We start from the raw sequence: 12,434 nt of genomic DNA, 5'->3' as shown, positions 1-12,434 counted from the left end.
GGGCGCGCACGTGCTGCCGCCGGGCTGACCTACCTCGGGTCGGCGACATGAGCGGCGGCCGGTTCGGAATATCAGGACTCCGCGGGCTGCGGAATCGAATCCTGCGGCAGGGGGAAATTCATATACGCCCGCGAGGGCGTGGGCCCGCGCTGACCCTGATATTTCGAGCCGGCCGCCGCGCTGCCGTACGGATGTTCCGAGGGACTGCTCAGGCGGAACAGGCACAGCTGGCCGATCTTCATCCCCGGCCACAGCGTGATCGGCAGATTCGCCACATTCGACAACTCCAGCGTGATGTGACCGCTGAAACCCGGATCGATGAATCCCGCCGTGGAATGGGTGAGCAGCCCGAGGCGCCCCAGACTCGATTTACCCTCCAGGCGGCCGGCCAGATCATCGGGCAGGGTGCAGACCTCGAGCGTGGAGCCGAGGACGAATTCACCCGGATGCAGGACGAACGGCTCGCCTTGATCGGGTTCGACCAGAGTGGTCAGCTCGTCCTGGCGTTGCGCGGGATCGATATGGGTGTAGCGGGTGTTGTTGAACACCCGGAACATTCGATCCAGACGCACATCGATACTCGACGGCTGAACCAATTTCTCGTCGAACGGTTCCAGCCCGAGCCGCCCGGCGGCCAGCTCGGCACGAATGTCGCGATCGGAAAGCAGCACGGCGGTCAGCCTAGTAACCCGTGTTCGCGGGCTCGCAGCCGCACAGCGAGCCGGGACGAAATTCGTCCCATCCGCCGGACCGGTCGACGCGAACTCCTTGTCGCCAACGACGAGATATGCGACCGCCGGGTCGTCCGAGAGAAAGCGATGAACCGATGAGAAGTATGAAGCGCGCCGTTGTCACCGCAGCGCTGGTTTCGACCACGGCCCTGCTGGGAGTGTCGGCCTGTTCTTCCGACGACAACTCCGGTTCGGGATCGACGCCGACCACGATGAACGGTAACGCGACGACCAGCCCCATGATGTCGCCGAGCGGTTCGGCCGCCGATGCCATGGCCGGCCTGGTCGGCCCCGGCTGCAAGGCCTACGCCGAGCAGGTGCCCACGGGCCCGGGGTCGGTCGAGGGGATGGCACAGGATCCGGTGGCGACCGCCGCCTCACACAATCCGATGCTGACCACGCTCACCGCGGCGGTGTCCGGAAAGCTGAATCCTCAGGTCAACCTGGTCGACACCCTGAACGGCGGCCAGTTCACCGTGTTCGCGCCCACCGACGACGCGTTCGCGAAACTGCCGCCGGCCACGGTCGACAGCCTGAAGACCGACAGCGCCACCCTCACCAAGATCCTCACCTACCACGTGGTGCCGGGGCAGATCGCGCCCGACGCCATCGCGGGTGAGCACAAGACGGTCGAGGGCGGCATGGTGAACGTGACCCGATCCGGCGACACGATCAAGGTCAACGACGCGTCGGTCGTCTGCGGAGGTGTGAAGACCGCCAATGCGACGGTCTATCTGATCGATACCGTCCTGATGCCGCCCGCCTGAGTTGTCACGACTGCCGTCCGCGCTGGTCGGAGAACGTCCTGGTCGGAGAATGTATCGGCGCGGTTCGGTCGATGTAGCGCACCCGGGCGAAAACGTTCCGAAATCCGCACCCATCCGGCACGCTGGTCATGTCGAACCTCTTCCCATGTATGCAGGGACGCGCTCATGACCGGCGATCCGGAGTTCACCTCGATCCGCCTGGCAGACACCTCCGACACCCCGTCGTGTCCGCCGGGTGGAGGCGAGCGAGCGGAAACACAACGTGAGCTCGCCACCCTGCTCGCGGCCGCCGCCACCGGAAACCGCGAGGCGTTCACGCGCTTCTATCGGGCGACCAGCGCGAGGGTGTTCGGTCTGGCCCTGCGCATCCTGCGCAATCACACCGCCGCCGAGGAGGTCACGCAGGAGGTGTACCTGCAGGCCTGGACGGCCGCCGAACGCTACGACCCCGCGCTGGCCAGCCCGATCGGCTGGCTGATGATGCTCACCCATCGGCGTGCCGTGGACCGCGTGCGCCTCGAGGAATCGGCGACGGTGCGCGATCGTGTCTACGGCCACGCCCACCTCGGGCGCGACCACGACACGGTCGCCGAGACGGTCGGTCAGAGACTGGAGGAGCAGGCGGTGCTGCACTGCCTGGACACTCTCACCGCGACCCAGCGGGAGGCGATCGCGCTGGCCTACTACAGCGGACGCACCTATCGAGAAGTCGCCGAACATCTCGATGCGCCACTGCCCACCGTCAAGAGCCGTATCCGGGATGCGCTGAAACGGCTTCAGACCTGCCTCTCGGGGGTGGCCGCCCATGCCTGACACATCCGACCACGAGTTGCTCGACCTGGCCTACCCCTACGCACTGGACGCGGTCGGTGATTCCGAGCGCGACGAGATCGAACAGCGCGTCGCCGATGCCGGACCGGACACGAGCCAGGCCTTCTCGGTGGTGGTTCGCGCGGTCCGCGAGACGATGGGTGCTTTGTCGGTGCTCGATGCGCAGGAGCCCGCGCCGGAATTGGAAGCGCGCATACTCGCCGCACTCGACCGGGCGCGGCCCACCGATCCGTCCGCTGCGGTTCCGCTCACCCGACCGTCCAGGAGGCCTCGGCTACGGTGGCTGGCCGCGGCGGCCGCGGTAGTGGTGGCGGCCGGAATCGGCGGCGGTATCGTCGCCCAGCAATACGCCGGGCAGACCGCGAATCCCCCGATGGCGGAACAGATCATGCGGCAACCGGATGCACACACCGCGAGCGCGCCGCTCAGTACCGGCGGTGTGGTCACGGTGCACGCGTCCACCGAAATGGGTGCGGCCACAGTGGCTTTCGACAGCGTGCCGCCGGCGCCGCAGGGCCATGTGTACCAGCTGTGGGTGGTACCGCCGACCGGTGCGCCACGCTCGGAAGGGGTGATGGACCGCATGCCGAGTGCGTCCGCGCCGATGGTGGCCACTTATTCCGGCGGCGACGCACTGGCCATCACCGTCGAACCCGCGGGCGGCTCCCCGGCCCCGACCACGGCCCCGATCGCCTCCATGTCGATGAGCTGACGATCGGCGCCGTCCGCGCGGACCGGCGTCACGAATTCCTCATCCCACCTGGGAATCGAGGAGATCATGATCGATACGGGTACGCGCGAGCCCACCGCGCACCGCGGCACGCTCGGATTCGCCGCCGCCGCGCTCGCCGGAATACTGGCCGGTGCGGCGGTGCTGGGCATCGGCGAACTCGTGGGTGCGATCCTGGATCCACGCTCCTCGCCGTTCTTCGCCGCCGGGGCGACGGTCGTCGATCACACGCCGCAGCAACTGCGCGAGGAGGCGATCCGGCGGTTCGGCAGTCACGACAAGGACGTGCTGTTCGCCGCCATGGGCGCGGCGATGGTGGTGCTTGCCGCACTGTGCGGTGTGCTCGAACGTCGCCGTCGCATCGGCAGTGCGGTATTCGCCGTTCTGGGTGTCGCGATCATCGCTGCGGCACTGCATCGCCCGAATGCGCAGTGGTGGTTCGCGATTCCGACCGCGGCGGGTGTGGCGGCGGGGCTGATCGTCTTACGGCTACTGCTCCCACACGGCGGTCGACGCGACGAGTTGCGGGGCCGCGAAGGGGCTCGGGACCGCGTCCCGGACCACGGCGATATCCCGAGTGCCACTCGATTGGCCCGGCGGCGTTTTCTGGCGATGGCGGCCGGGGCCGGCGCGATCGCGGTCGGTGCCGCGGCGGCAGGACGATTCGTGGCGCAACGGCTGCGGGACGTGGCCGCGGACCGGGCGCGATTCATCGTGCCCGGAACAGTTTCGGAGGCCGCGCCGATCACCCCGGCCATGACCCGCTCGGTGCCGGGACTTACCGCATTCGTCACGCCCGGCGCCGACTTCTACCGGGTCGACACCGCGCTGCAGGTGCCGGCCGTCAGCAGTACCGAGTGGAGCCTGCGCATCCACGGAATGGTCGACCGCACAGTGGAATTCACGATGGACGAGTTGCGTCGGCGCCCCGCGATCGCGCGCATGATCACGCTGACCTGTGTGTCCAACGAAGTGGGTGGCGATCTCGCGGGCAATGCGGTGTGGACCGGCTACCGGCTGGCCGATCTGCTACACGAGGCGGGTGTGCGTCCGGATGCCGATATGGTGCTGTCCCGCAGCGCCGACGGATTCACCGCCGGGACGCCGATCCAGGCGATGACCGACGGGCGCGACGCCCTGCTCGCCGTCGGCATGAACGGCGCGCCGCTGCCGCTCGAACACGGCTACCCGGCGCGGCTCGTGGTTCCCGGCCTCTACGGCTACGTCTCCGCCACCAAATGGGTGGTCGACCTCGAAGTGACCAGATTCGATCGCGCACAGGCGTATTGGACGACCCGGGGGTGGGCGGACCGGGCTCCGATCAAGACCGCGTCCCGGATCGATGTCCCCGCCGCCTTCGCCACCCTGTCCGCCGGCCCGGTCACAGTCGCCGGAGTCGCCTGGGCTCAGCATCGCGGTATCGCGTCGGTGGAGGTGCGGGTCGACGACGGCCCCTGGCTCGCCGCCGACCTGACCACCGAATACTCCCCCGACACCTGGCGCCAATGGACCTACCGCTGGCAGGCCACCCCGGGCACCCACACCCTGCACGTCCGCGCCACCGACACCACCGGAACCACCCAGCCCGCACAGCGCCGCCCCCCGATGCCGGACGGCGCGACGGGGTGGCATTCCCGGACGGTCGGTGTGCGGTGAGATGTTTCGTGCGCCGTTGGCGGGTAGCCACCCTGTGACACCGACCGACCGACACCGACCGAGTCGGATTCCGTCGTACGAGGAGTGGTGACCGATGACATCGACCAACATCCAGCCGATGAGCGCCTCGGGTCCCGACGCCGAACCGTTCGAGACGGTCGACGCCTATACCGGCGAAACCCTCGCCGAACTGCCCTATCTGGCGACCGAACAACTCGATGCCCCGCTCGAACGTGCGGACGACGCCTATCGGTCATGGCGTGCCACGCCGGTCGAGCAGCGTGCGCGGGTGGTGTCCGCCGCAGCCGATCTGATGCGCGAACGTAAGGACGACCTCGCCCGGCTCATCACCCGCGAAATGGGCAAACGCATCTCCGAGAGCGAGTTCGAAGTCGACCTCGCGGCGAGCATCCTGCAGTACTACGGCGAGAACGGCCCGCGCATTCTGGAGCCCACCGCGCTGCCGGTCGAGGAGGGTGAAGCTCAGGTCGTCAACGCACCACTGGGGGTGCTGCTCGGCATCGAGCCGTGGAACTTCCCGCTCTATCAGGTGGTGCGGTTCGCGGCGCCGAATCTGGTGCTGGGCAACACGATTCTGCTCAAGCACGCCAAGATCTGCGCGCTCACCGCGCTCGAACTGCAGAAGATCTTCACCGACGCCGGCGCGCCCGAAGGGGTGTACACCAACGTCTTCCTGCGGATCTCGGACGTCGAGCACGTCCTGGCGCACCCCGCTGTCCAGGGCGTATCCCTCACCGGCAGCGACGCCGCCGGTGCGTCGGTGGCCGAGATCGCCGGGCGGCACGTGAAGAAATGCGTGCTGGAACTCGGCGGCAGCGACCCCTTCATCGTGCTCGACGCCGACGATCTGGACGACACGATCGATGCGGCGACCACCGGGCGGCTGGCGAACACCGGTCAAAGTTGTGTCGCCGCAAAACGTTTCATCGTCCCGGACGAACTGTGCGACCGCTTCGTGGCCGGTCTGGCCGAGCGGTTCGGCGCACTGCGCCCCGGCGACCCGTCGGATCCGGAGACCACACTCGGACCGCTCTCCTCCCCGAAGGCCGCCGACGACCTGCTGGAACAGGTTCGAGATGCCCGCGAGAAGGGCGCCACGGTGGTCACCGGTGGCAGCCGCCCCGACGTACCGGCGCCCGGACGCCGCGACGCGTTCGTCGACGCGACGGTGCTGACCGACGTCACCCCCGAGATGCGCGCCTATTCCGAGGAGCTGTTCGGGCCGGTCGCGGTGGTGTACCGCGTCGGCGACGAACGCGAGGCGATCGAGTTGGCGAACACCTCGAAGTTCGGACTCGGCGCCACGGTGTACAGCAGCGACCCGGACCGCGCGCGAGCGGTGGCCGAGCAGATCGACAGCGGCATGGTGTGGATCAACCACCCGACCTCCTCGCAGGCCGATCTGCCCTTCGGCGGGGTGAAGCAGTCCGGTTTCGGTCGCGAACTGTCCGAACTCGGCATGTTCGGTTTCGCCAATCGCAAGCTGATTCGCTCGCTGCCCCGCAAGACCGCATCCGCCGGTGTCGCGGGCTGACCGTTCGAAGGAGGAGATGCGCATGCGTGCAGCGGTGCTGCGGGAATTCGGTGGTCCGGAAGCACTCACGGTTCGAGACGTCGATACGCCACGTCCCGGCCCGGGTGAGGTGCTGGTGCGAGTCCGGGCGTCGAGCGCGAACCCGGTGGACGGAATCATCCGCCGGGGACTGGCGAATCCGAACCTGGCGCTGCCCGCCGTGATCGGCAGCGATGTCGCCGGAGAGGTGGAACAGGTCGGTGACGGTGTCACCGACGTGGCGGTCGGCGATGCCGTGTACTACACCTCGGAACTGGCCTCGGGTGGGGGCGCCTATGCCCAGTACCACGTGGCGGCCGCCTCGATCGTCGCGCCGAAACCCACGAGCCTGTCGTTCGCGGAGGCCGCCGCGATTCCGCTGGCCGGCGGAACCGCGTGGGAGGCGATCGTGCGCCGGCTCGCCGTGCGGCCGGGACAGACCGTGCTGGTACACGGTGGATCCGGCGGTGTCGGCACGTTCGCGGTGCAGTTCGCCCGCGCGGCCGGCGCCTCGGTGCTGGCCACCGCCGGGGCGGACCATCAGCAGCTGCTGCGGGATCTCGGCGCGACCCCGATCGACTACAAGAGCGAGGACTTCGTCGAGGTGGCCCGCACGCACACCGACGGCACCGGCGTCGACGCGGTGCTCGACACCGTAGGCGGTGAGAATGTCGGCCGGAGCTGCGCGGCCACTCGCGACGGCGGACGCATCGCCACCATCCTCGGACCGGAGGGCCGGCTCGACGATCTCTACCAGCGCAACCAGACGCTCTACGGCATCTTCCTCAGCCGCGAACGCCGCCGGCTCACCGAGATGACCCCGCTGTTCGAGCGCGGACTCGTCCATCCGCGGATCGCGAAGACCATGCCGCTCGACGACATCGTCGCGATCCACGAACAGCTGGACGAGGGGCACAACGCGGGCAAGCTCGTCATCGACGTGCCCTGATACCCCGTCTCAGTTCTGCCGCGGCAGCAGTTCGGTGACGAACCGGTCCACGAATTCCGCCGATATCGCGCCGTCGGCCGGCACCACGACGAATTTGCTCAGACCGGCCGCGAGGTACCCGTCCACCAGCCGGTGCAGGTCCGCCCAGCTCCCGGCGATCACGTCGTTCGGATCGGCACCCGCTCGCTGCGCGCCGATCCGTGCCGCCAGCTGGGCGGGGATGCCGTTCTCCGCGAGCAACAGCGTGATGCCGAAGTGATCGGCTTCGATCTCCCGGCCCGCCGCGGCGGCCGCCGCGTTGATCGCCGACACCCCGGCCGCCGCCTCGGCCGGGGTCACGAAACTCCCGAGCCAGCCGTCGCCGTATCGGCCGATGCGGCGGAAGGCGCCCGCTACGCGACCACCGAGCCAGATGTCGAGCGGGCGAGCCGGCCGCTTGCCCACCGTCGCCCCGCGAACGGTGAAGTAGTCGCCGTCGAAATCGACATCGTCGGCGCGCAGCACCGCCCGCAGCAGGCGCAGCGATTCGTCGAAGACCGCGCCGCGCGGTCCCGGCACCGGAAACAGGTCCTGTTCGCCGGGCCCCGCGGGTCGCAGTCCGAATACCGGCAGCACCCGCTTCGGAGCCAAGGCCGCCAAGGACGCCAGCTGCTTGGCGACCAGCACGGGATGGCGCCCCGGCAGAATCGCGACCGAGGTGCCGACTTTCAGACGGCTGGTGCGGGCCAGCGCGAACGCCATCCCCACCGTCGGATCCACGGCCGGTGCGAAGACCAGTTCGGAGAACCACAGCGAATCGACCCGCGCGGCCTCGAGCCGATCCACCAGCGCCGCCAGATCTGCCGGATCGGCCGCCGAACCCGTACCCACCCCGAACCGGATCTTCACCTCGCCATTGCTCACAAGCCTGCACAACAGCCGCGTCGGGATCGATATTTCGGCCGAGTCCGGCGCCTTCACCCGCGGCGGGTGATCCGGTTGTGCCCTGCGCGACGGCACAGTCGGTCGGATGAGGACTTCGTCGCGGTCGCGCTGTGCCCGCATGCTGGGCGTGCTCCTCGCGGTATGGGCCGGGGTCTGGTCGGCGCCGTCGGCCGGTGCGCAGGCCGCGCCCGATTCACCGCTGTGCGCCTGGCGGTTCATGTCGAACAGCACGGTGCTCAATGTGGCGTTCCCGGATGCCAACGCCACGTACTGGGTGCTGCCGTATGCGCTCGGTCCGGGCGACTCCATCGAATTGTCGGGCAGCTACCCCGCCGCGCGCTACTTCTCGCTCAATACCTACGGCACGAGCTTCGATACCGTGGATACGTTGCGGGACAACCAGATTGCCCCCGATCCGGGCAGTGCCAATCCGTTCGCCGCACCGACGGCAGCGCCGGAAACGCAGCGGCGCTGGCACGCTCGACTGGTCACCGGAGCAGCAGACCACGGCCGCAACGAAATTCGGGCGTTGCCCGCCGCGCAGAACGCGCCCATCGGATTCCTGATCATCCGGGTCTATGTGCCGACCGACCCGACTTCGGCCGGCGGTGGGGTACCACTGCCCGATGCGACGCTGACCGTCGCCGGCGCGACCGTCACCAGGCAACCGTGCAGCCGGGTCTTCGACCCCAGCGCCTATCCCGGCCCCCTCGCCCAGGCCGCGACCGCCGGATTCGACCAGGTCATCGCCGGGGCGGCGGCGGGCGCGTTCCCGGGCAACGTGCCCGAGGCCACGTTCGTGAATCCGGCGAGCACCTCGGGGCTGTTCCCGAACGGCGACAACAAATACCTCGGGGCGGGACTCACCTATCAGCCGGGCCGCCTGGTCGTGGTGCGCGGTAAGGCCCCGAATTTTCCGGATTCGCGAGCCGGACAGCCTCCGACCGACCCGGCTCAGCAGGTCCGATATTGGTCGATGTGCCAGAACGACCTGGTGACGCCCTATCCGGTCGTGGCCTGCGCGGCCGACTTCCAGACCCGGCTCGACGCCGACGGCTACTACACCTACGTCGTCGCGGCGCCGGAAGATCTACCGGCACAGATGGATTCGAGTGTCACCGTGCTGCCCTGGGGCAGCACGCAGGTGGCGAAGAAGGTTCTCTTCCTGCGGAACATGCTGCCGAGCGAGAGCTTCTACCCGCAGTCGATCCAGGCTTCGCAGGATCGCGGCGGCGATCCGGCCACCACGATGGGCCCCTATTACCCGGTGGCCACCTACTGCACCACCGCCGTATTCGCCGCCACGGGAGCGGCCGGATGCTTCGGAGCGGGCCGCTGAATCGCCGGTCAGTTCTTGTCGTCGAGGCTGTCCAAGGTGGTCAGGATCGCCTCGACCGGGATGCGGCCGGCGGCGACGGTTTCGGCGCCGTTGCGCCGCAGAGCCACCGACAGTGGTGCGGCCCAGGTGTTTTCGTAGATCAGAACGGCGGCCGAACGCCCGGGGTGCAGGGCGGCGCCCGCCTCCCGCAGATCACCGTCGTCGAGTACGCCCGTCGTCTCCTCGGCGAACAAGGCCACGCTCGCTTCGCACTCGAGCCCGATATCGGCGATATCGATGCCGGTCAGCGACCCGTCGCCCTCTTTCCGGAGGAACGCCAGATTCAGCACGCGGATGATGCCCCGGCCGACCAGATCGCGCAGCACCGGCAGGGCCGAACCGTCCGGGGGGCGGCCCGCGGGGAACTCGATGACGAGATAGTCGATCGGACCCATCTCATCGATACCGGCAGCACTGGTCATCCGAGCACCTCATCCCTGGCCGGATCACCGGCGTGATTCGGCGAGACAGCAGCTGACGCCACGCGGTAAACGACGAGCACATCGCCCACCGCCATGACACCTAATGATTCGAAGCCGCGCCGCTCGCGGATAAACCGGAATCTATTCCTGCACGCAAGCCGGTCGGACACGGTGTCTCATCCACGTCCCGAATCGCAAGTCCGCCCGGTGAATCCGCCGGGCGGACGCCGCCCGTTCACCCGGCTCGGCGACACCGCGGAATTTCGCTCACGGTGAGTCTGGATGGTGGCAAACCGCGTGTGGCGGCGAAGAATTCGCGTGACCGTAGTGTGGAAGGGGTAGTGGTGACGACGTCCGTGCCTGTGCGACTCGAGCACGCCGAAGACATACATCCGGGCGTCGACGTGCCGCTGCTCCGCGACGCCGTGGTGGCCGAGCGCACGCTGTGGACACCGGCCGAACTACACGAGCTCACCGCGGTGGTGGCGAGCGAACTGGCGACACCGCTGCTGGATATCGTGCGGTTCGACACCTCGCGGCGCTGGTGGACCCGGCTCGCGCTGACGATGGGCGTGGAACTGTGGCTGCTGTCGTGGGCGCCCGGGCAGGGCACCGAACCGCACGACCACGGGGGCGCGTCGGGGTCGTTCACCGTCTCGATCGGCGAACTGGACGAGGACTACCGCTACCCCACCGGCCCGGTACGCTCGGCCGGGCGCCGCGCCGGCGACACGATCGCGTTCGGGCCCGAACGCGCCCACCAGCTGCACAACCGCAGCGCCCGGCCGGCCACCACGGTGCACGCCTACTCGCCACCGCTGCGACCGGTCCGCGAATACCGGTCGCTGCGGGATTTCACCGGTGTGTGACCATGCCGGTAGCCCCCATCGCCCGATCGCCGAGGAGTGACGGTATGAGCGCCGAGGATCTGCTCACACAGGCACGCGCCGGATTGAACCGCGTCGAGCCCGTCACCGCCGCGCACCGGTTGGCCGAGGGCGCGCTCGTGGTCGATATCCGCCCGCACGCCGACCGCCTCGCCGAGGGCGAGATACCCGGCGCGGTCGTCGTCGAACGGATCGTGCTGGAATGGCGGCTCGACCCCGGCGGTTCGCATCGGCTCCCGGATCTGACGCCCGACACCGAGGTGATCATCGTCTGCAACGAGGGCTACGCCTCCAGCCTGGCCGCCGCCGACGCACAGCGTCTCGGACTGGCTCGCGCCACCGATCTGGTCGGTGGGTTCCGGGCGTGGAAGGCGGCCGGCCTGCCCGTGGCTCCCGGCGGCACCCCCGCCGTTCCGTAGCACCACCGACCGCCCCCGCCTCGCCCGCACGGTTGCCACGACAACCACACGTCCGCAGCGCCGCGTCTACCTCCCGGTTCCCGGAATTCTTTCACCTGCAAACGATCTGGCTGAGAATGTAGAGGGGCAAACGGAATTACGAGGAGTGCGATGACCAGGTGTGCGCATTATGTCGGAAGTGTTCCAGCCGAGTTGATGACCGGGGATGCTGCGGTGCTGCAGTGGTTCGCCGACCGCAGTGCGGGCCATCCCGTGACCGGACTGCCGTGTGACCTGGATCCGGACTGGATCCTCGACTACCTCCGCCGGCGCAGAGAGCACGAGGACGTCTTCGATGTCGTCCGCACCGGCGATTACTCCGACTACAGCGATTTCCCGAGCTACGGCCTCCGACCGGGGGCGAAGCTGGAACCGCGGCACGTGGCGATGGACCGGCTCGACCGCATCGGTGCCGTGGTAGCCGCCTTCGACGAGGTGCGTGCCGCGCGGCCCGAGCTGGACGGGACGAGATTGCAACTGAGCCAACCCAATCCGCTGGATCTTGCGATGTTCGTCTTCGCCGGTGCGGCGGTGTCGAACGGCTTCCCGCTCGGCCCGGCACTGCGCCGCTCCGATCTCATCGTGGCCGCGCTGCGGCATCTGCCGGTCTTCACCGAGGCCGCACTGCAAGAGATCGCGGAGGTGAACGCGCGCTACGGCGATCGCGTGGTCTGGCAGGTCGAATCACCGTTCGCGCTGCTGGGCATGGTCAAGGCCGACCAGCTGGGCGCGAAATGGGCGGCGGCGCCGCTGCTGGCCCGCCAGCTGGCCGGGGTACTCACCGGCATACACGAGATCGGGGCACAGGCCGTGGTCCACCTGTGCTACGGCGATTACCAGCACAAGGCGCTGCTCAGCCCGCGTTCGCTGGCGCCCGCGGTCACCCTGCTGAAGCACACCGCACGCCGGCTGCGCGCAGACGGCACTCCCCTTCCGGCAGTGCACATTCCGTGTGCGTTCGGTGCCGAACCCGCGCCCCAGGACGCCGCGTTCTACGCGCCCCTGCGCCGGCTGGACCCGGACTGGAACGTCATCGCGGGGGTGGTGTCACCGGATTCCGCCGAAGACAGCGCACACGCCCTGCGACTGTTCGAGCAGGCGGCCGGTCGTACCGCGTTCGGTGTCGCG

13 protein-coding genes are annotated in these 12,434 nt (G+C 68.7%); 10 read left to right on the top strand and 3 right to left on the bottom strand.

Annotated elements, in window-relative coordinates; genetic code table 11:
• Positions 1-71: 71 nt before the first annotated feature.
• Positions 72-671, bottom strand: coding sequence for a dCTP deaminase (gene dcd / locus A5780_RS26355; protein WP_030514292.1), 600 nt, complete (start codon positions 669-671; stop codon positions 72-74).
• Positions 672-826: 155 nt separating this feature from the next.
• Between dcd and A5780_RS26350 the strand changes: the two genes are divergently transcribed.
• The 6 genes from A5780_RS26350 (at position 827) to A5780_RS26325 (ending at position 7,237) form a co-directional block, all read left to right on the top strand.
• Positions 827-1,498, top strand: a complete 672-nt coding sequence (locus A5780_RS26350) for a fasciclin domain-containing protein (protein ID WP_063011377.1) — start codon at positions 827-829, stop codon at positions 1,496-1,498.
• Between the two features lie 165 nt (positions 1,499-1,663).
• Positions 1,664-2,311, top strand: a complete 648-nt coding sequence (gene sigK / locus A5780_RS26345) for an ECF RNA polymerase sigma factor SigK (RefSeq protein WP_063011379.1) — start codon at positions 1,664-1,666, stop codon at positions 2,309-2,311.
• On the top strand, positions 2,304-3,041 hold the full coding sequence (locus A5780_RS26340) for an anti-sigma factor domain-containing protein (protein WP_063011381.1): 738 nt from the start codon (positions 2,304-2,306) through the stop codon (positions 3,039-3,041). The genes sigK and A5780_RS26340 overlap by 8 nt, the downstream gene beginning before the upstream one ends.
• Before the next feature lie 66 nt (positions 3,042-3,107).
• The gene (locus A5780_RS26335) at positions 3,108-4,715 is read left to right on the top strand and encodes a molybdopterin-dependent oxidoreductase (RefSeq protein WP_064909948.1); all 1,608 of its coding nucleotides are present in this window, start codon (positions 3,108-3,110) and stop codon (positions 4,713-4,715) included.
• A 94-nt stretch (positions 4,716-4,809) separates the two neighbouring features.
• On the top strand, positions 4,810-6,270 hold the full coding sequence (locus A5780_RS26330; RefSeq protein ID WP_156769671.1) for an NAD-dependent succinate-semialdehyde dehydrogenase: 1,461 nt from the start codon (positions 4,810-4,812) through the stop codon (positions 6,268-6,270).
• A gap of 22 nt (positions 6,271-6,292) precedes the next feature.
• The gene (locus A5780_RS26325) at positions 6,293-7,237 is read left to right on the top strand and encodes a zinc-binding dehydrogenase (protein ID WP_064909954.1); all 945 of its coding nucleotides are present in this window, start codon (positions 6,293-6,295) and stop codon (positions 7,235-7,237) included.
• A gap of 9 nt (positions 7,238-7,246) precedes the next feature.
• Here A5780_RS26325 and A5780_RS26320 read toward each other — a convergent pair whose 3' ends face one another.
• Positions 7,247-8,125 (bottom strand): TIGR03854 family LLM class F420-dependent oxidoreductase, encoded by an 879-nt coding sequence (locus tag A5780_RS26320; RefSeq protein WP_064909952.1) that lies wholly within the window; start codon positions 8,123-8,125, stop codon positions 7,247-7,249.
• A gap of 121 nt (positions 8,126-8,246) precedes the next feature.
• Between A5780_RS26320 and A5780_RS26315 the strand changes: the two genes are divergently transcribed.
• Positions 8,247-9,500 (top strand): hypothetical protein, encoded by a 1,254-nt coding sequence (locus A5780_RS26315; RefSeq protein WP_369817607.1) that lies wholly within the window; start codon positions 8,247-8,249, stop codon positions 9,498-9,500.
• A gap of 8 nt (positions 9,501-9,508) precedes the next feature.
• Here the strand turns inward: A5780_RS26315 and A5780_RS26310 are convergent, their stop codons facing one another.
• Positions 9,509-9,961, bottom strand: coding sequence for a DUF6325 family protein (locus A5780_RS26310; RefSeq protein WP_030514283.1), 453 nt, complete (start codon positions 9,959-9,961; stop codon positions 9,509-9,511).
• A 344-nt stretch (positions 9,962-10,305) separates the two neighbouring features.
• On the opposite strand from A5780_RS26310, the gene A5780_RS26305 reads away from it, so the two are divergent.
• From A5780_RS26305 to A5780_RS26295, 3 genes are all read left to right on the top strand, one after another.
• Positions 10,306-10,830, top strand: coding sequence for a cysteine dioxygenase family protein (locus A5780_RS26305; protein WP_064909950.1), 525 nt, complete (start codon positions 10,306-10,308; stop codon positions 10,828-10,830).
• Positions 10,831-10,874: 44 nt separating this feature from the next.
• A complete protein-coding gene (locus A5780_RS26300) occupies positions 10,875-11,267 on the top strand; it encodes a rhodanese-like domain-containing protein (protein ID WP_063011387.1) in 393 nt (130 codons plus the stop codon).
• A 195-nt stretch (positions 11,268-11,462) separates the two neighbouring features.
• Positions 11,463-12,434, top strand: a 972-nt coding sequence (locus tag A5780_RS26295) for a hypothetical protein (RefSeq protein ID WP_156769670.1), incomplete at its 3' end; no start/stop codon positions are given.

Origin of the sequence: Nocardia sp. 852002-20019_SCH5090214, assembly GCF_001665865.1 — a bacterium.
In the GTDB taxonomy this organism is placed as follows: Bacteria; Actinomycetota; Actinomycetes; order Mycobacteriales; family Mycobacteriaceae; genus Nocardia; species Nocardia nova.
Note: the sequence above shows the minus strand (reverse complement) of the source record. Positions and strands in the feature narration are given on the sequence as shown.